The sequence below is a fragment of the Sphingobacterium sp. G1-14 genome (assembly GCF_002196555.1).
Lineage (GTDB): Bacteria > Bacteroidota > Bacteroidia > Sphingobacteriales > Sphingobacteriaceae > Sphingobacterium > Sphingobacterium siyangense.
In genome coordinates, this window is sequence record NZ_CP021381.1 from 3911209 (window position 1) to 3933621 (window position 22413).

General features: G+C 39.9%; 18 protein-coding genes. 6 read left to right on the forward strand and 12 right to left on the reverse strand.

The window, feature by feature from the left end; genetic code table 11:
• The first annotated feature begins 6 nt into the window (after window positions 1-6).
• Complete coding sequence (locus CBM24_RS16865; RefSeq protein WP_088162041.1) at window positions 7-1305, forward strand: amylo-alpha-1,6-glucosidase; 1299 nt, start codon at window positions 7-9, stop codon at window positions 1303-1305.
• A 347-nt stretch (window positions 1306-1652) separates the two neighbouring features.
• On the opposite strand, the gene CBM24_RS16870 is transcribed toward CBM24_RS16865, so the two are convergent.
• The 4 genes from CBM24_RS16870 to CBM24_RS16885 form a co-directional block, all read right to left on the reverse strand.
• On the reverse strand, window positions 1653-3065 hold the full coding sequence (locus CBM24_RS16870) for a c-type cytochrome domain-containing protein (protein ID WP_232475552.1): 1413 nt from the start codon (window positions 3063-3065) through the stop codon (window positions 1653-1655).
• Complete coding sequence (locus CBM24_RS16875) at window positions 3062-3934, reverse strand: sugar phosphate isomerase/epimerase family protein (protein WP_088162042.1); 873 nt, start codon at window positions 3932-3934, stop codon at window positions 3062-3064. Before CBM24_RS16875 ends, CBM24_RS16870 begins: the two co-directional genes overlap by 4 nt.
• Window positions 3935-3938: 4 nt before the next feature.
• Window positions 3939-5438 (reverse strand): DUF1501 domain-containing protein, encoded by a 1500-nt coding sequence (locus CBM24_RS16880; RefSeq protein ID WP_088162043.1) that lies wholly within the window; start codon window positions 5436-5438, stop codon window positions 3939-3941.
• Window positions 5439-5598: 160 nt separating this feature from the next.
• Window positions 5599-8355, reverse strand: a complete 2757-nt coding sequence (locus CBM24_RS16885) for a DUF1553 domain-containing protein (protein WP_088162044.1) — start codon at window positions 8353-8355, stop codon at window positions 5599-5601.
• A 518-nt stretch (window positions 8356-8873) separates the two neighbouring features.
• On the opposite strand from CBM24_RS16885, the gene CBM24_RS16890 reads away from it, so the two are divergent.
• The gene (locus CBM24_RS16890) at window positions 8874-11111 is read left to right on the forward strand and encodes a glycosyl hydrolase family 95 catalytic domain-containing protein (protein WP_088162045.1); all 2238 of its coding nucleotides are present in this window, start codon (window positions 8874-8876) and stop codon (window positions 11109-11111) included.
• A gap of 86 nt (window positions 11112-11197) precedes the next feature.
• Here CBM24_RS16890 and CBM24_RS16895 read toward each other — a convergent pair whose 3' ends face one another.
• The gene (locus tag CBM24_RS16895; RefSeq protein ID WP_088162046.1) at window positions 11198-11833 is read right to left on the reverse strand and encodes an NAD(P)H-dependent oxidoreductase; all 636 of its coding nucleotides are present in this window, start codon (window positions 11831-11833) and stop codon (window positions 11198-11200) included.
• 336 nt (window positions 11834-12169) lie between these two features.
• On the opposite strand from CBM24_RS16895, the gene map reads away from it, so the two are divergent.
• On the forward strand, window positions 12170-12931 hold the full coding sequence (gene map, locus CBM24_RS16900) for a type I methionyl aminopeptidase (protein ID WP_088162047.1): 762 nt from the start codon (window positions 12170-12172) through the stop codon (window positions 12929-12931).
• 579 nt (window positions 12932-13510) lie between these two features.
• Window positions 13511-14365, forward strand: coding sequence for a helix-turn-helix domain-containing protein (locus CBM24_RS16905; RefSeq protein ID WP_198385930.1), 855 nt, complete (start codon window positions 13511-13513; stop codon window positions 14363-14365).
• 82 nt (window positions 14366-14447) lie between these two features.
• Here the strand turns inward: CBM24_RS16905 and CBM24_RS16910 are convergent, their stop codons facing one another.
• Window positions 14448-15002 (reverse strand): cysteine hydrolase family protein, encoded by a 555-nt coding sequence (locus tag CBM24_RS16910; protein ID WP_088162048.1) that lies wholly within the window; start codon window positions 15000-15002, stop codon window positions 14448-14450.
• A gap of 221 nt (window positions 15003-15223) precedes the next feature.
• Here CBM24_RS16910 and CBM24_RS16915 point away from each other — a divergent pair, with 221 nt between their 5' ends.
• A complete protein-coding gene (locus CBM24_RS16915) occupies window positions 15224-16009 on the forward strand; it encodes an alpha/beta fold hydrolase (RefSeq protein WP_088162049.1) in 786 nt (261 codons plus the stop codon).
• Between the two features lie 75 nt (window positions 16010-16084).
• On the opposite strand, the gene CBM24_RS16920 is transcribed toward CBM24_RS16915, so the two are convergent.
• The 6 genes from CBM24_RS16920 to CBM24_RS16945 form a co-directional block, all read right to left on the reverse strand.
• A complete protein-coding gene (locus CBM24_RS16920; RefSeq protein WP_088162050.1) occupies window positions 16085-17383 on the reverse strand; it encodes a cryptochrome/photolyase family protein in 1299 nt (432 codons plus the stop codon).
• A 159-nt stretch (window positions 17384-17542) separates the two neighbouring features.
• Window positions 17543-18598 carry an NAD(P)-dependent alcohol dehydrogenase gene (locus CBM24_RS16925; protein ID WP_088162051.1) on the reverse strand — a complete coding sequence of 352 codons (1056 nt, stop codon included), beginning with the start codon at window positions 18596-18598 and terminating at the stop codon, window positions 17543-17545.
• 242 nt (window positions 18599-18840) lie between these two features.
• Window positions 18841-19071: a hypothetical protein gene (locus tag CBM24_RS16930; protein ID WP_046674596.1), complete on the reverse strand. Its 231-nt coding sequence runs from the start codon at window positions 19069-19071 to the stop codon at window positions 18841-18843.
• Between the two features lie 7 nt (window positions 19072-19078).
• On the reverse strand, window positions 19079-19372 hold the full coding sequence (locus CBM24_RS16935) for a hypothetical protein (RefSeq protein ID WP_088162052.1): 294 nt from the start codon (window positions 19370-19372) through the stop codon (window positions 19079-19081).
• Between the two features lie 153 nt (window positions 19373-19525).
• Entirely contained in the window at window positions 19526-20113 is a 588-nt protein-coding gene (locus CBM24_RS16940) for a TetR/AcrR family transcriptional regulator (protein WP_070565398.1), read from the reverse strand.
• Window positions 20114-20362: 249 nt separating this feature from the next.
• Window positions 20363-21166: an AraC family transcriptional regulator gene (locus tag CBM24_RS16945; protein ID WP_088162053.1), complete on the reverse strand. Its 804-nt coding sequence runs from the start codon at window positions 21164-21166 to the stop codon at window positions 20363-20365.
• 73 nt (window positions 21167-21239) lie between these two features.
• Between CBM24_RS16945 and CBM24_RS16950 the strand changes: the two genes are divergently transcribed.
• A complete protein-coding gene (locus tag CBM24_RS16950) occupies window positions 21240-22295 on the forward strand; it encodes an SDR family oxidoreductase (RefSeq protein ID WP_088162054.1) in 1056 nt (351 codons plus the stop codon).
• Window positions 22296-22413: the final 118 nt, after the last annotated feature.

Consider the following 22413-nt stretch of genomic DNA (forward strand, 5'->3'; position numbering starts at 1 on the left):
AGCACAATGAGAACTATATTTTTTGCATTATCTTCATCGCTCCTATTACTGTCCTGCCAAAACGCGGGCAGTAAAGTTTCTACGAACAATTTACAAGACAGCATCCAAAAAGATAGCAGTTTCCATATTGTCAAAGATATGGCTACGAACATCATCAAAAGCGGATTCAATGCGGGGGATGGATACAGTGAGGTATGGATTAGAGATTACAACACATTTATCACCTTAGCAACAAAAGTACATCCCCATGAACAGATCAAAGATCAATTGGCTTTGTTCTTTAAACTACAAGGTTCTGATGGTAATATTGCCGACGGTTTTGTTAAAAAGTCCAGCTTAAAAAATGGCGTATCGGACTATTACACAATCACCAGCTCCTTGGCTCCTGATTATGCTGCACATAAAAACACCGTTGAAACAGACCAGGAATCTTCTTTAATTCAAGCGGTACACAAATATATCGTTGCTACTAAAGACAAAGCTTTTCTCAATGAAAAAATTGGTGATACAACTGTAAAGGATCGCATGGAACATGCTTTGCAATTTTTATTGGACAAACGTTATAATGATACTTATGGTTTACTTTGGGGTGCAACCACGGTTGATTGGGGCGACGTTCAACCCGAGCATGACTGGGGTGTACATCTAGATGAAAATTCGCATATTGCTTTGGACATCTACGACAATGCGATGTTTTTGATCGCCCTTGACAACTACATGGATCTACTTCCTGAGAAAAAAGAAAAATGGGGAAAAATCAGAGCTTCCATAGCAAGTAACACCATGAAACACCTTTGGGATGAAAAGAACCAAAAGTTTATTCCCCATATTTATATCAAAGGCTCTCCATTTGCAGCTGATTTTGATGAAAATCAAATCTATTATCATGGAGGAACAGCTATCGCTATTGAGGCAAATTTACTCAGCAAAGAGCAAATAAAAGTTTCATTGGATAAAATGATTAAAAATGTAAAAGACGCTGGTGCGGCAACAATTGGACTCACCGTGTACCCAACTTATCCTGCAGGTTCATTTAAAAACAAGGGCATGTATCCGTATGGTTATCAAAATGGTGGGGACTGGACCTGGTTCGGTGGGCGTATGATTCAGCAGCTCGTTAAAAATGGTTTTCAACAGGAAGCTTATGAGCAAATACAGCCGATGCTTGCCCGTGTTATCAAAAATAAAGGTTTTTATGAATGGTACACAAAAGATAATAAACCAGAAGGTTCAGGAACTTTTAGAGGTGAAGCAGGCGTGCTTTACGATGCTATCGAATTACTAGAACATGCTGGCACGAAATAAAAACAGCTTATCGCGATGTAAAAAGAACAGCAGGAAATTTCCTGCTGCTCTTTTTTCTGAAAGTGTCTAATCTTATTGGCCAGAAAGAACCTTCAGTTTGCTTTCATTGCTGTTGGTGTCTACGAAGTCATGAAGGTTTTATTTGAAATCGTCACCTTAGCATTCCTATTTTATATTACGCTAAAGCGTTTTCCGCATTCTCCTTTGTATACTCGTTTCCTATCCGCCAAAATATCCTGTTTATTTTCCTTAAATTACTTGTCTATGTCGCCAAGTTGTTAATTGTACAAGAGCATTCCATTTGGATCGCGGATTTTCATCGTGTAGCCGCCAGGTCCAATAACAGCTCAAAACCTGATTGTATCGGTTTCAATAAAAGGCAAACTATAATTACCAGTATCTGCCTTAATCTTAGCATTCAACTGCTTTATTGCAGCGACTTCCTGATTTAGCGTCTTATAGAGATAGAGGTTCTTTAAACTCGGAAGCTCGTTCAGTTTTGATAGACCTTTTGATGTAACTTTTGTGCCTGTCAGATTCAAGTACGTTAATTTTGACAGGCCTTTCAGCTGGCTCAATCCAGCATCGGAAATTTTTGTATTTTCCAGATGTAGACGGGAAAGAATTGGCATTGCCGAAAGTGTTGAAAAAGCAAGATCTGTAACAGCCGTATTTCCTAATTTCAGCTGTACAATATTATCCTTAATGGCCAACAACTCCTGTAGGTCCTTGTCATTAAATTGAGGATAATTAATCGCATTAACCAACACGAAGTTATTATCTCTTGCAACTTGGATGATCTTAATCCCCTTAGCCTGCCAAGCATCAACTTTATCTTTTGGCAAAGAAGGTGCTGCTGGTAGATCAGCATACAATACAGCAGACTCCTCTTTTTCTCCTGTTTCCAATTTTTTCAACAAATGAGCTATTTCCTCCGTTTGTGGTATTTCATGCACTTTTTTATCAAAATTGGCTCCTTGATCAATCCACCAGGCAATCAATTTTATCTGATCAGCAGTTATCGGTGTACGGCCTTTAGGGGGCATACGTTTCTTATGTCCCTCGGGCAACACCAATCGGGCATATAATTCACTCTTTTTCGAATCATTTGCATTTAGTACTGTACCGTTCTCTCCTCCTTTTAACAAATTCTCTTTTGTATCCAATGCCAGCCCCCCTTCCTGCTTTCTTTGCCCGTGGCAGCTTTGACAACGCTGTTTTAGAATAGGTTGAATAATTCCCTTATAGGCTTCTGCTTCCTGCGCATTTTGAACGATAAGAACCTCCTCTTTAGCTTCCTCCGTTTTAAACAGCTTTTTAAGTACTACTGGCATAGCTTCCACAAAGTAACCCTTTCCATGTGTCAGTGTTCCACCGTAGTGTCCGGTCACCCCAATTAAGAGCACCAGGATGAAAAAAAGCCAAAAGCGAAATGCACCAGAAGATTCTTTACGATAAAGAAACCAAAGCCATAAACTACTGATAGCCACGGCAATTCCCAGCCACTTGTGATAGCTCAGGACATCCTCCTCATAACCTCCATTTCGTGAAAGCAGATAACCCGATAAAGCAGCTACTATAGCAGCGATAGTCCCTAGGAATAAGGAGAGCTTAATAGCAGGCAAATACATATCACCGCCTTTAAACTGAGTCCTAATTGCCATAACAAAAGCCAACAATAATATGCCGATCGGTAAATGGACCAAAAGCGGGTGAAATCGTCCCAAAAAGCCCAATAATTCATCAAAGAAAACTATCATTCTTTATATCTGTCTTTGAGTAAATGCAACATATAAACATTGATTGACCATTGATCGGCCACCGGTTGTTGTGTAAATGGTAATGTGGGTAAATAACCCGCTGGACCAAACTCGGTCGTTATGGTCAATAACTTCACCCCATTTTCCTTGTGCTTAGCAACAACTTTATCCCACCAGGTCAAATGTTGTGCAACGATACTCTTCCATTCAGGAGCCGCGGGGTCATTGACTTGTGGTCCTTCAGGATGCCCAATTCGTGCATGAATGTGCTCCGTTCTGGAAAGTGCTTTTGTTACAGCCTCGGGCTGATCAGAAAGCATTGATTCGTGCACATTGCACCAATGCGAGATATCCAATGCAAGTTGTAAGGTCGGAATCTTATCTAAATATTCCTTTGTCACATGAGCTGCAAAACTAAATCTTCCGCGATGAGTCTCATGATAAACGGGGATATGGTACTTATTTTTAGCTGCATCAGCAAGCTCAATCAATGTTTTATTCTGCTCAAACGAGTAATAATCTTTACCTGTATGGCAATTGATATAATCGGGTTTCAGCTGTGCTGCTTCATCCAAATTACGCTTAAAACTTTGTTTATATTCCTCGTAAGTTTCGCCTGATCCGCCTGAAAGCAATCCTAAATTCAATCCATATTTATGTAATGCATCAATCATCTCCTTGCGCTCATTTGGACTACCAGGCAACCAGGATTCAACACCATCGTAACCAGCATTTTTCACCCGGAGACAGAACGCATCCCAGGAATCGCTATTTCCCCAATTGGTGCAATAATATTTAATGTGTAACTGCTGGGCAGTCATGGATAGAAAACTGCTCATAAATAAAATTAATACTAGAAATTGTTTCATATTTTTAAATTATAGCTTGAATAAGTTCACCCTCCACATCTGTCAATCGGAATGGCCTTCCTTGAAAATCGTATGTAAATTTCTCATGATCAAAACCCAAAAGGTGGAGCATAGTCGCATGGACATCGTGTACAGAACTGCGCCCCTCTACCCCCGCGAACCCGATATCATCGGTTTGACCGTAACTTATGCCATTACGAACTCCCCCGCCTGCCATCCAGATGGTATAGGCGTCTGTATGATGATCGCGTCCCAGGAATGGCATATCGCTGTTGTCCCTATTTTCTTGCATCGGTGTACGTCCAAATTCCCCTCCCCACACGACTAGTGTTTCTTCCAGCAAACCACGTTGTTTTAGATCCATAATCAATGCGGTCATTGGTCGATCTATCTCCCGGCATTTATTTTTAAAGCCAAGATCAATCGAATCTGCGGGATTTGTACCGTGACTGTCCCAACCCCAATCAAATAACTGAACGAATCGTACCCCCTTTTCTACGAGTTTCCGAGCCAAGAGGCAATTATTGGCAAACGATTCTTTACCCGGCTCAGTTCCGTACAATTCGTGAATATAAGCAGGTTCATTATTGATGTCCATCACTTCAGGAACTGCAACCTGCATTTTATAAGCCATCTCATATTGTGCAATCCGCGACAAGGTTTCTGGGTCTCTAAAGGTATCGTATTCTGTTTTGTTGACGTTATTTATGGCATCAATCAAATCACGCTTCATATCCCTTCCCATCCCTTCAGGATCGGCAATATATAATACGGGATCACCTTTTGAACGACATTGAACGCCCTGGTATACCGATGGTAAAAATCCACTTCCCCAGACACTTTTTCCTGCATCCGGTGTTTTACCTCCCGATGTTAACACAACAAATCCGGGTAAATTGCTATTTTCAGATCCCAGGCCATAAGTTACCCATGAACCAATGCTTGGCCGGCCGAGACGGGCACTTCCCGTATGCATAAACAATTGCGCTGGACCGTGATTGAACTGATCGGTATGCACGGCCTTCAGAAAACTCACTTCATCAACAACTTTACTAAAGTGAGGCAAATGATCTGATACCCAAGCTCCACTTGCTCCATACTGTTTAAAAGTAGCCTGTGGCCCCAACATTTTTGGAACCCCACGAATAAAGGCAAATTTCTTTCCTGCGAGTAAGGACTCCGGGCAAGGTTGATTATGTAATTTCTGCAATGCAGGCTTGTAATCAAATAACTCCAATTGCGACGGAGCACCGGCCATATGCAGATAAATTACACTTTTAGCCTTACCTGGGAAATGAGGAGGTTTGGGTACCAGCGGATTGAGAGCATTCAGATCCAACTTTTCTGCTGATTTTGACTGTCCCCATCCATTACAACTCGTCAGCAAACTACCCAAAGCAATACCTCCGATACCTGCCACACAATCCTTTAGGAAATGTCTTCTTGTGACAGCCTGCAATTCAAATTGTTGCGCTTCTTTTATTAGCTTATTTAGATCTTTCATCTGACTATCATTACATATGAACGGGCTGTGTCGCTAAATTTTTAGTCTGCAGCTTTAGCTCATTTCGGTTTATATTCTTATTATTTCATAGTCCTTAACCTTCTTAACAAAAGACTTCGTTTTCATACGAAAGCCCTTATTCAGAAGTTTCAGTCCATATTTATGATTTCGTTAAAAATTCGTCCAGATTCAACACGGCATTGGCAACAAGCATGTAGGCAGCTTTTGAAGGCAGGACCTTTACATTGCTTTTTGCTAAATCTTCATTCAAAAACTTGGCTGCCGAATCAGGCTTTTTGCTGAAATCAATCAACGCTTTTTGATAAAGATGTTCCAGCTCTTTGAGTTTCTTTTCATCGGCATCCTTCAACATTGCACGTTTATAACCGACACGGATACCATTTCTAAGGTTTCCATTTCCCTCCTTTTCCATAATAGCCCCCAAATGTTTAGCCGCTTCGAGGTAAACAGGATCGTTTAATGTAGCGAGCGCTTGTAGCGGTGTATTGGTACGGATACGGTCGACCAAACAAACCTCCCGACTAGAAGCATCGAAAGAAACAAAGGAAGGATAGGGACTCGTACGCTTTAAAAACGTATAGATGCCTCTTCGGTATTGATCTTCTCCAGCACTTTTCACCCAGGACTCACCGCTATATACAGTCATCCATACCCCATCCGGTTGGTATGGCATTACACTTGGTCCGTACATTTTATTGCTGAGCAATCCACTTACGGCTAAAGCCTGATCACGAATCTGTTCGGCAGATAATCTAAAGCGAGGTCCCCTTGCCAAATAATAATTCTGTGGATCCTTTTCAAAATTGGAATTGTTCAAGCTAGAGGACTGCTTATAAGTTCCGGATAATACCATCTCGCGGATCAATTTTTTTATACTCCACTTTTTGGTATTCATCAGATCCAGGGCAAGATAATCTAGTAATTCTCGGTGAATCGGTGGAATACTCTGTGTGCCCATATCTCCCAATGGTTCAACAAGCCCCCGACCAAATAGTTGAGCCCATACGCGATTAACTAAAGTTCGCGCTGTCAATGGGTTTTCCTTGCTGACAATCCACTGCGCAAAACCCAAGCGATTACGTTGAGCCCCCTTAGGGAAACTATTCAGTGATGCCGGAACCGTGGGCTGCACTTCAGCACCTAGCGACAGGCGGTTACCGCGTATAAATACATTGGTCTTACGATGCATGTCTTTGGGATTTTCAATCATGATTGGTACCCCCTCAGGTTGCATATTGACCAACTGGAGAAAAGTTTTTTGAAAATTCATATTATCCAGTGACTTTTCATGTGGAAAGTTCTCGCGAAATGCAAACCATTCAATCATGCAGATCGGCTGTCCATGAGCGACAGATGGATTCTTGAAAACCAGATATAAGTCATGTACACCACGAGTCGCACTTATGGGAGACTGAATAACCTGTCTTCCATTCGTACTCGGCAAATCAATAACGGCAAGTATTGGTCCGCTAAGTTTATCCAAGTGAATTTCCAATTTTCCACCTACCGCACCTGTCCAGAAATTCATGAAGAATTGCTGTTTATTATTCAGGTTTATTGCCCTTAATCGAGCCGATCCTCCAGTTCGCACCCCCAACCATTTCGTATCATAAAGCGCACCATCTACTATTTGGTCGCTGTAATGCGCATGGACTTTGGGCTCAAGGGTGTGAAGGAATAGATCTGTTGATTTTACCAAGCTTGCATTTCCTGTCGTCGACAACCACCTCTTTATACTGTCAATTCGCTTTTCATCCTGTGTAGTATAAAAACGCAGTTTAGGATGATCACCTTGGGTATCTTCATCTCTGGTGTTGTTAAAAAAAGCTAACGATTTATAATATTCTTCAAATTTAAACGGATCATAAGTATGACTATGACATTGCACGCATTCGAAGGTCGTACTCAACCATACTTGATAAGTTGTATTTAAACGATCCAAAACCGCAGCCATCCGAAATTCCTCACTATCGGTCCCACCCTCATCATTATTCATGGTATTGCGATGGAAGGCGGTTGCGATAAGCTGATCCTTGGTTGGCTCCGGCAGCAAATCCCCGGCAAGCTGTTCAATCGTAAATTCATCATAAGGCATGTCCTTGTTTAAGGCCTTGATGACCCAGTCCCGATAAGTCCATATCGTGCGCGAGCCATCCTTTTCGTAGCCCTTCGTATCGGCATATCGTGCCATATCCAACCACCAACTCGCCCACTTTTCGCCATATTTCTGAGAAGCCAACAGACTGTCTACCCGCCGGGTATAAGCATCATCACGCTGGTCTGCTTCAAAGGCTTGAATCTCCGCCAACGAGGGTGGGATACCAATTAGATCCAAATACACTCTTCGGAGCAACAATGCTTTATCGGCTTCATCTGCAAAGGACAATTTCTTCTCCTTCATCTTATCCAAAACAAAAAAATCTATCGTATTGTTCACCCCTTTGGGCTTTACACCAAATATACTGAGCAACGAAAAAGGTTTAGGGACCTCCGTTTCCTTAGGTGTTGTATAGGCCCAATGCTCTCCCCACTTAGCTCCTTCATCGATCCATCTTTTGAGTATATCAATTTCATCGTCATTCAGTTTAGGGGCATTGTAAGGCATACGCAATTCAGGATCATCGGAAATCAGTCTCTTTACCAGTTCACTGTGTTCGCCATCGCCACGAATAATTGCTGATTTGCCTGACTCGGCTTTGGCGAATGCCTCATTTTCAAAAAGAAAACTTAAACCACCATTTTTTTTAACCCCACCATGGCACGTGATACAATGTTTATTCAATATCGGTTTAACATCAGCGCTAAAATCAACTGGCTCTTTTTTTCCAAAAGTCAAAATGCTTGTACCAATAAGCACAAGCGCGAATAATATTAGCACCAAAATCTTTTTTTTCATAGCCTGGGGATATATCTATTCTGTATTATTTTAGGTTTATGCACTAAACGAAATGAATAATGATTATTTTCTTCGTTAAGTGGAGCCGAAACTATTCCATAAATGTGCTCGTTTCGAGTAGGATAAAATTAGAGAACAACACTGGATTATACTAAAACTAGATTAACAGAAACATAAACAATATTACCCCTTGCCCTTGCGAGATTTTCTGGACACTATAGACCCACCTGCTCAAAAGGTTGATTTAAGACAGCATAACGTACTTTCCTTGGTTAAACAGCAGACAATAAAACAACACTTTTGCGACATATTTATTCGAATCAAAAAGTATAACAATTTCGATACGAATTAACTTTTTTAGTTTTCTGCACTGCATACAACCACCGCTAAATCTGCTATTAAAATGATTTCAACAGGCTCAAGGGCATCGCATAGATAAAATAGTATGCAAAAAAGTAACAATAGTGTCAGTATCTCCCCTTCCAGAGTTTTAAATTTACAAGCTAACCCTTTCAATTATGAAATATCTTTATTTAATACTCTTCTGTTCGTTTACAGTGTTCTCTTTCGGTCAACCGACACCGGACAACAACCTCCATTTCGATCAGTTAGCTTCGCGGTGGGATGAAGCCATTCCGTTGGGAAATGGTCAATTGGGTGCACTGATTTGGAAAAAAGATAATACGATTCGATTTTCACTTGATCGCGCAGATCTATGGGATGAAAGAAAGGCCTTTGCAATAGAAAACCACAATTTCAATTGGGTCCAACAACAAATAAAAAACAACAGCTATGGCATTGTACAAGAGTGGGGAGACGCTCCTTACGATAGATCCCCCTATCCCACCAAGCTTCCAGCAGCGTCGCTGTTCTTTGACTTAGCGAAATTTGGCCCTGTCGTTTCGAACGTACTTGACTTGGAACAGGCCACCAATATTCTTAAATTCAAAGATGGTCGGATATTAAGAACCTTCATACACGCCTATAAACCCTTTGGCTATTTTGAAATTACAGGAAACAATGTGAGTGAACTTGTTCCTCAATTAATTCCCCATCAATATGAAAATAGCGCAAACAAAGATGAAAACAAAAGCGTTGTAGAAGGTCAAGATTTAGGAAGATTAGGATATAAGCAAGGAAATATAACCAGAACCAGCAATTACGAAGTGCTGCACCAAAAAACTTATGACAATCATTTTTTTGAAGTTGTATTGAGATGGGAAAAAATATCAGCTAAAAAACTGATTGGATATTGGACAATCGTCAACGATCAAAGGGCAAACCCTTCTGAACTTTCCCTCAAAAAATACACCGAAGAACAAGTAAGCCATTTGCATTGGTGGTCAAACTATTGGTCCAAATCAAGTATAACTATTCCTGAAAAAAATCTTGAAAAGCAATATTATCTTGATATGTACAAGCTCGGTGCTATCGCAAGAGAAGGCGCTCCAGCAATTACGCTTCAGGCCGTATGGACGGCAGATAATGGTGGCCTCCCCCCTTGGAAAGGAGACTTTCACAATGACCTTAACACCCAATTGAGCTATTGGCCAGCCTATTCGCGGAATAGATTAGCCGAAGCCAAAAGCTATACAGATTGGCTCTGGAAGATCCGCAAAAAAAATCGCGACTTTACAAAGCAATATTTCGGTGTCGATGGGCTGAATGTACCCGGTGTCCTTACTTTAAATGGAGACCCTATGGGTGGATGGATTCAGTATTCTCTTTCTCCTACGATTGGTGCATGGGCGGCCCAACATTTTTATTGGCAATGGAAATATAGTATGGATAAAACCTTTCTAAGAGAACAAGCCTATCCCTATATCATTGAGTCTGCGACTTACCTTAAGAATATAACCACATTAAAAAATGGACTCCGTTATCTGCCTTTGAGTAGCAGTCCCGAATACAACGACAATAGTGTATCAGCGTGGTTTGACAATTGGACCAATTTCGACCTTAGCTTAGCGCATTTTCTATTCCAGGCTGCTACTGAGGTGAGCACAGCAATGGGAAAACCGCAAGAAGCGCAAGCTTGGTTAAAATGTAAGGCCCAACTACCTCATTATGCGACGGATAAAACCGGACTACAAGTTGCTGTAAATCTTCCAATGAAACATTCCCATCGGCATATGTCTCCCTATATGGCAATTTATCCATTGGATTTATTAGACATCAATAATCCGCAGGAAAAAGAGCTCATCGAAAGTTCCCTAGATCATATTGAAAAACTGGGTACCCGTGCGTGGGTAGGTTATTCCTTTGCATGGATGGCTTGTTTACACGCGCGAGCTAAACAAGGAAAGGAAGCCGTTAGCAATCTTCAAAAATTTGCGCAGAACTTTTGTTCCACCAATTCCTTTCATCTGAATGGCGACCAGAAAGGTGGGCAATATTCAGACTTTACGTATCGACCATTTACGTTGGAAGGTAACTTTGCGTTTGCACAAGGAATACACGAATTGCTCATTCAGAGCAAGAATAACTATGTAGAAATTTTCCCAGCCTTACCTGCTGAATGGGCAACAGCATCTTTCAAAAATTTAAGAACGATGGGCGGATTTATCGTGAGCGCTGAAAAAAAAGGAGATAAAATCGTTATGCTGAAAATAACTGCGACCGAAGATGGTACCTTTCGAATTTTTGAACCCAAGACGCTCATGTATGTCAGTACGAAAAAGACCTTACAGAAAGATAACACCATACAATATGTCAAACTAAAAAAGGGGCAAACAGTAAACTTATGTAGTCTATAAAGGCGGTCCCTGGGTAAGTTGGAGGCAATTATAAAAAAAGCGTTTCAACCAAGTGTTGAAACGCTTTTTTTATACTGTTCTGCAATTTATGCGAGTTCAATCAAAAATTCCTCTTTCGGAAGTCTAAATTTTTTCAGCTTCAGCAACCAATCTTGTTCTTCCATCCGATAGCCTAAAGGAAGCATGACTGCACTCTTCAATCCCAGTTTATCTAAACCAAGAAGTTCATCCAATTCGGCATTTGAAAAACCCTCCATTGGAGTCGCATCAACGCCTAATTCTGCAGCCTGAGCAATTGCCAGACCAAAAGCAATATAGGCTTGTTTAGCCGCATGGGCTGCTTGTTGCTCAACGGATAGGCTCGATAACTGTGCTTTTAATCTATTTTTATACTCGTCAGTGGTGTCTAAAGGTAAACCTCTCAACGCATTCATCTTGTCGAAGGTATTATCAATACGTTCGTCCGTATAGCTATCCCATCCTGCGAAGACCAATAAATGTGAGCTATCAGCAACAATTTGTTGCCCCCAAGCCACAGGTACAATTTTTTCTTTTAATTCCTGATTCGTAATCACAATCACACGGAACTGTTGAAGTCCAGACGAGCTCGGAGCCATACGTGCTGCCTCCAAAATCTTATCCAAATCTTCCTGAGCGACCTTTTTTGTAGGGTCGTATTTTTTTGTGGCATAACGCCATGCTAGGGTATCTAATAAAGCCATTTTATTCTAATTTAAATGATCAATAGCAACATCATAAAGTTATGTAAAGATACATAAAAAAATAAATGTCTAAACATCAAAACAAAGGACTAAAACAATAAAAACTAGGGCAAAAACACATTGCTTTTCGGCATTTGTTATTAGACTTTTAACGCCCAAACACAGTATATTTACTTGTAATCGCAAGCAAATGCCTATTTTATTCAATTTTATTAAGACCTTTGTACTGGTTTATATCCGATTAAAACAAAATGACCTTCAATCATTTGTTCCCGGTAGTTATAAATAACAAAATAAAAAACAGAGCTCACCTGCTCCACAATAAAAACATCAGCGATGTCTATAACGAATGAAACAGAACTAACAGGCATACAAAAAGCGAGCGATGCCGTTGCCATCACCTTAAAAGCTATGATAGCACATGCTCAAGTGGGTATGTCCACGAAAGAGCTTGACGAATATGGAGCCGAAATATTAAAAAGCATGGGTGCGAATTCTGCTCCTGCTCTTACCTATGGTTTCCCGGGCTACACCTGTATCAGTATAAACAACGAGTTTTGCCACGGAATACCTACCGCGGAAAGGCTACTACAAGAAGGTGATTTGATCAATATCGATGTATCTGCCGAACTGGATGGGTATTGGGCTGATAATGGTTGTTCTTTTGTTATAGGAAAGGACATATTTCAACACGAAAAATTGGTAAAAGCATCAAAAGAAATTCTTCAAAAAGCAATCAATAATATTCGTGGTGGTGTGAAAATAGCCGATATTGGGCATCTAATAGAAACTGAAGCGAAAAAAAGAGGCTATAAAGTCATCAAGAACCTTGGCGGACATGGTGTAGGAAAAAGTCTGCATGAGGAACCCGATGAATTGCTTAACTATAAAAATCGCTTCGACCAACGAAGATTTCGAAAAAATACCGTTGTTGCTATTGAAACCTTTATTTCAACGACCTCCACATACGCGACCGAACTCAACGACGGCTGGACAATGGTTGGGGACAAAGGTGGATTCATGGCGCAACATGAACATACAATTCTCATTACCGATGGCGCTCCTGTTATATTAACGGCACAGAATGCAATTTACTAAGCAGGAATAAGAAGACACCTATAGGTCTTTTCGAACAAGTTATTGAAAGCGGTCGAAAAGACCTATTTTCTTTAAAACAAGACTTCAAGCTTGCGGTGGCGTACATAGTCCCTTCATCTCAGAACTAGAGGTTGTTATAAAAATTAAGGGGCCTCTCATAACGAGAAAACCCCCAAATAATATATTTTTATGGCTAAATAATTTTTGTCGATACCAAAGACTAATCTTACTGGATAAATGGCTACGGCAGTAAATGTAGCGTATTCTTCCCAACAAAAAAGTGATGAAAATCACTTTTACCAAAAATTTTATTTCCATTTTCAAAATTCAGCTTCTCTCATAACATCCCCCCCAACTCATCTATTCTCCATGAACTGTTCTGATTACTGTTTTGATTACTTTTTTGAAAAATACCCAATAACAGAAAACCTTTTTACCATTCAAACACTTCGCCTCCAATCCTTATTCCCTGCTTAGTTGCGGCAATGAACATGAGACTAAAACGGTACGATAATATTTGTATTTAGGCTGGTGTAACGTATAAAGTTTAGTATTTTTGGTTCATTAAAGTAATCTAGATTGAGAACAATAAAATTCCATAAGGGTGAATGCGGTGTTGAGTTTTTGTTGAATGTCCTCAATGAAAAAGAAACGGATTATACACATCAAGATACTTACCATAAAGATTTTTTTGAAATTCTATTTTTCAAAAAAGCCAAAGGTAGATTAATATTGGGGCAAGAGATCCTCTCCTTGTCCGACAATTCAATCATCTTTATTTCGGCTTTTCAAAAACATACCTGGGAACTGGATCCAGAACACCTTGAATTTACAACATTGATTTTTCAGGAAGACTTTTTGAATGATTTCTTTTCAGATAAACTATTCACATATAAACTATTATATTTCTACCAGCTTAGTTATGTTCCCCAAATTATAGCAGATGACACACATATGTCAAAATTCTGTGGTCTTCTTGCCGAAATTAAACTTGAACTTATCGAAACCCAAGCAGATAGTGCCCATATTATTCGATCTTTACTTTATTACCTATTGCAGACTTTAAACCGAAAATATGCCCGCTTGAATAAGCTGCCGAACCAAAAAGCGGAAAATAACTTCGCCTATCAATTTAAAGAACTTATGGAACAGTTCATTCGGGAAAAACAACGGGTAAACGAATATGCGACACTCATGGGAATAAGTAGGATTACGTTAAATCAGGCCGTTAAAGCACAGTTTAATACCACAGCGACACACCTACTTCGGCAGCGTTTACTATTCGAGATTCAGGACCTTCTTATCCATTCTGACCATTCCGTTAATCAAATTGCTTTTGACCTTAACTTTTCAGAACCCAATCATTTAATGCGGTTTTTCAAAACTCAAACTGGAAAAACCATTGGTGCATTTATTCAGGAATTCAAAAAATAGATGCTGAATTACATATACAAATTGACGTTATGAAAATCGAGCCGTGCAGATCGGCAACCACATGGCCCAACTTTCATTGAAATCAATGGCGTTCCAAGTACGTCTCGGTGTCCTGAACCTCCGCATAAAAGAATGCCAATGCTGCGAGAAAGGCATGCTGAACCTCCAGTGCACCAACTACTAAGCCATTGATCTCAAGATCGCGCGTCGCACAGGCATCATCAATTACCGTACATGGAAAGCCCAAATCGAAAGCAGCACGTACCGTGGCATCAATACACATATGGGTCATCATGCCTACGACAACAAGTTCCTCGATCTTATTTTTGCGAAGGTAATCCAATAATTCTGTCTCTCTAAAGCTGTTGGGAAAATGTTTACGTATGACAAGCTCATTTGGCATTGGACTTACGCTTTCATGAATTTCGGCAGCTCTTGTACCATCAATAAAGAATGGCATTGCTTTGGGATCTGAAGAAATATGTTGGATATGAACCACTGGCAATTTTCTTCGCCTAAATTGGTCGATCACTCTTCTTGCATTCTTACCTGCTTTCAACGGATCGACAAGTTCCATTCCGCCATCTTCAAAATACTCATTTTGAAGATCAATGACTATTAACGCGCTATTGCTCATCTATTTTATGAATTAAGTTTACACAAAATTAAGGTGGACATGGCGGCGATGAACTACCAATAAATCACCAAATACTACCATTTTGATAAGAGCGACAAGATGGGATCAACTAGGAAGTGATGTAAATGTTTTACATAATTTCGATCAAAAAATCACCAACAAAAGCTAACTTCGCTGCATATACAGATCACAGAGAGGTGATAATTGCAATAATAGATAGCATGGCATTGAAAGAATTACAACACAGCAAAATATATGGCGCAGATAACGGTGGCACTCCATTAATTGTTCTGCATGGGCTTTTTGGTATGGCAGACAACTGGGGATCCTTTGGTCGTAGTTTCGGAGAGAAAAGACAGGTACATTTACTCGATCTTCGTAATCACGGACGAAGTTTCCATAGTGAAGATATGTCGGTGGAAGTTATGGTAGAAGATCTGCTGGCCTATATAACATCCATTGGAGCAGATAAAGTCCTCCTATTGGGCCATTCTTTGGGCGGAAAAGTAGCGATGCAATTTGCTATTGATCATCCCGGAAAAATTGAAAAACTGATCATCGCTGATATAGCCCCAAAAGCTTATCCGCCACATCACGAGGATATCTTCGATGCGCTATCTGCTGTGGATATCACAACACTGGATAACAGGAAAGATGTACAAGTAAAGATTGAACACTATTTGAGTGATCCGGGAGTTATCCAATTTTTATTGAAAAATGTATATATCAGAGAAGATCGGAAATTAGATTGGCGCTTTAATCTGGATGTTTTAAAAAATAAATATACGGAGTTCATCACTGTCGGGGTAAAATCGGGAATATTCAACGGTCCCACATTATTTCTACCTGGAGAGAAATCAAGATATATATTACCTGAAGATAAAATTAAGATCAGGGAACAATTTCCTAATGCCGTGTTTAAAACAATTCCCAATGCCGGTCACTGGGTTCAAGCCGAAAATCCACAGGCATTTGACGCATTTGTTGCCGAGTTTTTAGATCAATAAAATTAGATACATTGAATGTCCGCTCCTACTTGTTGGTCCTTAAAACCGCTCGTAAGGAGCAGACATTCAATACCATTATTTCAACGCCTTTGCGTAGGTCTTTATCGCACGATCACGGGCAAACTGATGGTCAACAATAGGCTTACAATAGTCTAAAGTGTTTAATTCAGGAACCCATTGTTTTATATATTCCTGATTTTTATCGAACTTCTCAGCCTGGAGCGTCGGATTAAAAACCCTAAAATACGGGGCTGCGTCACAACCACTGCCTGCGGCCCATTGCCAGTTACCATTGTTGGCTGACAGCTCATAATCATTTAGTTTTTGTGCAAAGTAGGCCTCCCCCCATCTCCAGTCAATCAAAAGATGCTTACAAAGAAAACTGGCTACGACCATTCGTACGCGATTGTGCATATAACCCGAACTATTCAATTGGCGCATACCCGCATCGACCATAGGATATCCGGTCTCTCCGTTGCACCATTGCTGGAATTCAACTTCGTCGTTTCGCCATTGTATGGCATCGTATTGCTTTCTAAAGGACTCCGTAACAACATGTGGATAGTGATAGAGTATCTGCATAAAAAATTCACGCCAGATCAATTCAGACAACCAGGTCGCATTGTGTTTTAAAGCAAAAGTAACACATTGACGAACACTGATTGTTCCAAAACGAAGTGCGATCCCCAATTTGGTTGTGCCCATTAATGCCGGATAATCGCGGGTGGTATCATAATGGTCAATAATCGTCGCATTCAGCTCTGGTTCTTCAAAAATAAGGTCAGTCTCCAGAAACCCTAAATTCGCCAAAGAAATAATCTGCTGATGGTTCTGCTGAAAGAAAAATCCCGTCGTGTAGGTATAGGAAAGATGGTCCTCAGGACGTAATTTCTCCCGCCATTTTTTTGCATACGGCGTATAAACCGTATAGGGTGTTCCATCATTCTTTAAAATATCTCCTTTATCGAAAATAACCTGATCTTTCACAGCTTTGAAAGGAATTCCCCTAGCTGTACAAAGCTCGAAAATCTCTTTGTCCCGACGAATTGCTTTCGGTTCATAATCCCGATTACAATAGATTCCCTGCACATCGAATTTTTCAATCAACTCCCTGTAGATAGCGATAGGTTTACCATAGAACGTATTCAAAGTTGCGCCACTTTCTCTGAGTAGGGTATTGATACGGGTTAAAGCCTGATGGATGTAATGAAGACGTCGATCCCTCCTATCCTCCAATTGCATTAGAATATCCTCGTCAAATATGAATATAGGTAATACAGGATAGCCCGAAGCTAAGGCGCGAGTAAGCCCAGCATTATCATCCAGACGTAGATCCCGACGAAACCAAAATACAATAATTTTATCTTTTTCCATAAAAACGACCAATAGTTGAATTCACTACCCCATATTAACAATTTTAAAGGGTAAAAGGTTAGCTCAATAATTAGGTGAAAATACCTATATAAACAAACTGAACCATCAAAGGTACTCGAAATTCCCCTTGATGGTTCAGCATTGAATAATTTTCTTGTGCTAGTTTTTCAAACTCGCCATGTCAATAACAAACCTGTATTTAACATCGCTTTTCAATAGTCTATCATAGGCATGATTGATATCCTGCATTTTAATCAGCTCTATATCGGATATAATATTGTGTTTACCACAAAAATCAAGCATCTCCTGTGTTTCGGCTATCCCTCCGATCATAGAACCTGAAAAACTCTTACGTGTTGGAATCAGACTAAAAGGAGCCACAGGAAGTGGATGCTCCGGAGCACCAACGAGAGTCAAAGAACCATCTCGTTTCAATAAACTTAAATAGGCATTGATATCATGTTGTGCCGAAACACAGTCCAAAATAAAATGTAATGTTCCTGCATGTTCCTTCATTTGTTCTACATCAGTTGACAAGATCACTTCGTCAGCACCCAAACGTTTGGCGTCATCAACTTTAGAAGCAGACGTTGTAATAACAACGACCTGCGCTCCCATTGCTTTCGCGATTTTGACTCCCATGTGTCCCAAGCCACCTATACCAACTATACCAACTTTTTTTCCTGGTCCCACATTCCAATGCCTCAAAGGTGAATAAGTGGTAATTCCAGCACATAATAAAGGTGCTGTCGCTGCGAGATCCAAATTTTCAGGAATGTGGAGCACAAAATCCTGATCTACTACAACACGTTCAGAATAACCACCAAATGTCTGTTTATTAAGGTGCTTATCGTGTCCGTTGTATGTTTGGATATTTCCATTTTCACAATACTGTTCCAATCCTTCCTTACAACTTTCACATTCGCGACAACTATCTACCATACAGCCTACGCCGGCCAAATCACCAACTTTAAACTTGGTTACAGCGGATCCAACTTTAGTAATTCGACCCACAATTTCATGACCGGGTACATTCGGATAAACGGTTCCGCCCCATTCATTTCGCGCTGTATGTAAATCCGAATGACAAACCCCACAAAATAAGATATCAATCTCGACATCTTTATCCGTCACTTCACGGCGTTCAATATCCATCTGTTTTAGATCAGCCGTTGGTGCGCTTGTTCCAAAAGCTCTAATTGAAAATGTACTCATACTTGATAAAATTGTTGTTTTCTGTTTTAAATAAATGCATAAAATTCCTATGATGCAACACAGATTCCATCCGCACGATAAAATTAACCAATGGATGTGAAAAATGTTTTGAAGGAACGATATCAAAAGTAAAAAGTAACTTTCAGAATGATTTTGCTATAAAGCTCAAATTGATATTTCTTTACGGCTCATCGTATCATGCCTGAACATCTCTAATAGGCTAGCTTTGTAAATCGGAAAACCTAATCAGTATCCTCGACCTGTACAAATTGCATTGCCAAGCCCTGCTTCTGGCATATATTCAGAATAGAAAATTCCAATCGGGTGCTAATCCGAAGGACAAGCAAAAATTGCTGGTCATCCAACAATAAATCAATATTTTTTATCTCCGGGAAACTTTGATAGAGAAAATGATAAATCTCGCTGGCTTTCCACTTCAGCTTACGAGATAAAGAATAAACAACTTTATACATATTTAGATTATTTCAAAATTTTAACGGCAATTTGTTGTAATGGGTGGTTCAAAAAACGCATCTGTTTCAGTTCCTCAAAATCTCGGGCTAGTCGAACCTTTTTATTTTCATTTTCCAGCGCAAGAGCTAGGCTATCCAAGCGCTCCACATCGTTGTGTATTAATAAATAACAATCAATATCTGGATCCAACAATCCCATCATTTCAGGGCGGATTGTTTCCTCTGTCTCCACCATGACCAAAACGCATCTTTCTGATGCAAAGCTATTTACCGACTTTCCTACTTTCGCATTTAACACCATAGTTGTAATCCTGTTTATTGTCTGTATAAAAAGAATCGACCAATCAAAATAGACATATTTTGTATTTTTGTCGAAACAAGCTTCAAAAAAAAGAACAATAAATCTACATCCTTACTGTTCAAAATAATTACTTCGCGCTACACTGCCTAATTGTTAGCGCAACCCCTTAACACATATACTTGTCAACCAGGAAAGCCTAGCTTCAAAATCTGGAAAACGATCAAAAAGTAAAACTTCCTGCTCAAAACAACGTGATGTTGTCACTAACATTTCGGATAAAAACAGGATATCCTTTTCCTCTAAGGCCTGAATTTCTTCTTTCCTAACGGCTAATTCAATCATTTCACGAATCAACTTAATCTCGTCGTCCAGCATATAACGTGTTTTCGAAACCATCAAGGCTGGATCGGATTTCATATCTTCGAATGCGAGATGAAAACGTTTCGTAATTAAATTAATCTGACGTAGTTTTGCTTGTAAAAAACCGACTAAATTATCTTCCAGTGAAGCGTCCCTGTTATAAGTTTTACTCGCGACCTCAAACACTTGCTGACATAGATACTCAGCAATTGCATCAAAGACATCCATTTTACTGGTAAAATAGTAATATAAGGTGCTCCGCCCCTTTCCACAAGCTTTTGAAATATCCTGCATAGAAACCCTTGCAAATCCATATGTTTCAAACACTTTCATGGATGATAAGATAATTTCCTCTTTAATATTTTCCTGTTGACCTGTCATTACTCGACAAATCTACAAAAAATGTCGAAAAATCAACTCCCCCAGCCAAATTTTTTCGCTAGGCGTTATTGGCGCCATTTTCCTAATCCAGCAATAGAATTCGCTCCACAGGTTCAATTTTATTCATTTCTGTAGGGTTAGGTGGTAAAAGGTTCATACCGTTTCTCCATATTTTTATTGCATTTTTATCTTCTACGGGATAAATATTATAGATTAAATTTGATTTCAATGCTTTTCGATGGAAATGGACTACGTTTTATGTATAATCTTCGTCAGGTGACTTACATCGGTCAGCCCAAATTCAACAGCAATTTCCTTTAAGGTAACTCTTCCTGTTGCTATTCGTTGACGTATCAATGTACTGCGGTAGTTTTGAATATAGTCCCGTAAGGTAATCCCTGCCTGACGTTTAAAGTAAATACCAAGATAATCGTTGGCAATATTAAAGTGCTTCGCCATCATTTGTATCCGCAGACAGTTGGGATCGTAAATATTTTTATGAATATAGCAAAACATAGCCTGCAGATCGCGACTTTTGGTACTACTACTACGCAATTCAGGCATATTTCGCTGCAGAACATGTGCAATGCTGAATAATTGCAACCAAATAAGTTCCTGATTTCCGATTTGATCTTTCTTAAATAAAAGGAGTATATCAAAGATCTGTTCTATCACCATCTTATCTTCCCCCGCTAATTGAAACCCCATCTGATGGGTTTCTCTACTTTTTATGATATATTCCAGCTGTTGTATTGCGGGCGTAGCACCCGAAGTGTCACGACCAAGGTAGGCGTCGGTAAATTTAAGATAAACAAAATGTGTGAGTTGTTCGATTTCAAAATAATGCTGATCATCTGGCCCAAGTAGAAAGATCGTTCCTGCCCCGTAGGGAAATGAATGTCCATTAACGATATGTCGTCCGACACCCTCCCGAATAAAGATAAACTCGTAATGATTGTGATTGTGTTCAGGATGGTTCCATTCGAGCATCTTAAATCCTGAAATAAGCACCGGTTCAAACTGACGATAACGTTTCATTTCAGAAATATACATAATTATGTTGGATTTTTACATTAAACCCCACTAGGCTTCCAACTAACTTTGGCTTTATAAATAATAGACAAAGATGAAGACTAGAAAAAACACCGCTTTAGTAGTGGGCGCCAATGGCGTCATAGGCAACAATCTCATAGACTACCTTGAAAAGACGGAAGAATGGGAAATTATAGGTTTATCAAGACGAACAAATGCCGATCGGAATAAGGTTCGTTTCATCGCTGTAGATTTATTAGATATAGCCGATTGTATCAAAAAACTAGGTAACTTGGATTCAGTGACTCATATTTACTATGTTGCATATCAGGATAGACCGACCTGGGCTGAGCTGGTAGAGCCCAATATGAGAATGCTAAGCAATGTTTTGACTGTGGTGGAACCAATAGCGAGTAATCTTCAACACATCAGCTTAATGCAGGGGTATAAAGTATACGGTGCTCATTTGGGCCCTTTCAAGACACCGGCCAAAGAATCAGATGCCGGACATATGCCGCCTGAATTCAATACCAGTCAACAGCAATACCTCGAACAACTGCAAAAAGGTAAGAAATGGACTTGGTCGGCGATCCGTCCGTCCGTTGTTGGTGGAACGGCTCCCAATAATCCGATGAATTTAGCGTTACTCATTGCTGTATATGCATCTATCTCAAAAGAACTCGGTATTCCGCTTCGGTTTCCAGGAAAAATTGGCGCTTTTCAGACATTGATGGAAATGACCGATTCAACACTATTAGCCAAAGCAACGGTATGGGCCTCGACCAATCCACAAGCGGCCAATCAAGCCTTCAACATTAACAATGGCGATCTCTTCCGCTGGAAGGAACTATGGCCCAAATTAGCAGCCTATTTTGATATGCAAAGTGCTGACCCGATCCCGCTATCACTCGAAACGATGATGGCAGATAAGGAACCTGTATGGCAAAAATTAAAAGAAAAGCATGCATTAAGCTATAACTATGCGCAGGTTTCAGCTTGGACTTTTGGCGACTTTGTCTTTTCTTGGGATTATGATTTTTTTGCCGACGGCACAAAGGCGAGACGACTCGGCTTCCATGAATTTATCGATACTGAACAAATGTTTTATCAACTCTTTGACGAAATGCGTGAAAAAAGAATAATTCCATAATAGCAAAGACTAAATTTTACAGTCTATTTTTGTAACTTACCTCACTCAAGCACAGCCTTTACTTCTTTACAAATTCATCCGGTATCTTTTTATCGATTCACAGTTAAAAGGATAGCGG

What these genes read in the sequence shown, in the direction of transcription:
- CBM24_RS16865 (WP_088162041.1), top strand. Translation starts at nt 7, where the DNA reads ATGAGAACTATATTTTTTGCATTATCTTCATCGCTCCTATTACTGTCC.
- CBM24_RS16870 (WP_232475552.1), bottom strand. Translation starts at nt 3,065, where the DNA reads ATGATAGTTTTCTTTGATGAATTATTGGGCTTTTTGGGACGATTTCAC.
- CBM24_RS16875 (WP_088162042.1), bottom strand. Translation starts at nt 3,934, where the DNA reads ATGAAACAATTTCTAGTATTAATTTTATTTATGAGCAGTTTTCTATCC.
- CBM24_RS16880 (WP_088162043.1), bottom strand. Translation starts at nt 5,438, where the DNA reads ATGAAAGATCTAAATAAGCTAATAAAAGAAGCGCAACAATTTGAATTG.
- CBM24_RS16885 (WP_088162044.1), bottom strand. Translation starts at nt 8,355, where the DNA reads ATGAAAAAAAAGATTTTGGTGCTAATATTATTCGCGCTTGTGCTTATT.
- CBM24_RS16890 (WP_088162045.1), top strand. Translation starts at nt 8,874, where the DNA reads ATGAAATATCTTTATTTAATACTCTTCTGTTCGTTTACAGTGTTCTCT.
- CBM24_RS16895 (WP_088162046.1), bottom strand. Translation starts at nt 11,833, where the DNA reads ATGGCTTTATTAGATACCCTAGCATGGCGTTATGCCACAAAAAAATAC.
- map (WP_088162047.1), top strand. Translation starts at nt 12,170, where the DNA reads ATGTCTATAACGAATGAAACAGAACTAACAGGCATACAAAAAGCGAGC.
- CBM24_RS16910 (WP_088162048.1), bottom strand. Translation starts at nt 15,002, where the DNA reads ATGAGCAATAGCGCGTTAATAGTCATTGATCTTCAAAATGAGTATTTT.
- CBM24_RS16915 (WP_088162049.1), top strand. Translation starts at nt 15,224, where the DNA reads ATGGCATTGAAAGAATTACAACACAGCAAAATATATGGCGCAGATAAC.
- CBM24_RS16920 (WP_088162050.1), bottom strand. Translation starts at nt 17,383, where the DNA reads ATGGAAAAAGATAAAATTATTGTATTTTGGTTTCGTCGGGATCTACGT.
- CBM24_RS16925 (WP_088162051.1), bottom strand. Translation starts at nt 18,598, where the DNA reads ATGAGTACATTTTCAATTAGAGCTTTTGGAACAAGCGCACCAACGGCT.
- CBM24_RS16930 (WP_046674596.1), bottom strand. Translation starts at nt 19,071, where the DNA reads ATGTATAAAGTTGTTTATTCTTTATCTCGTAAGCTGAAGTGGAAAGCC.
- CBM24_RS16935 (WP_088162052.1), bottom strand. Translation starts at nt 19,372, where the DNA reads ATGGTGTTAAATGCGAAAGTAGGAAAGTCGGTAAATAGCTTTGCATCA.
- CBM24_RS16940 (WP_070565398.1), bottom strand. Translation starts at nt 20,113, where the DNA reads ATGACAGGTCAACAGGAAAATATTAAAGAGGAAATTATCTTATCATCC.
- CBM24_RS16945 (WP_088162053.1), bottom strand. Translation starts at nt 21,166, where the DNA reads ATGTATATTTCTGAAATGAAACGTTATCGTCAGTTTGAACCGGTGCTT.
- CBM24_RS16950 (WP_088162054.1), top strand. Translation starts at nt 21,240, where the DNA reads ATGAAGACTAGAAAAAACACCGCTTTAGTAGTGGGCGCCAATGGCGTC.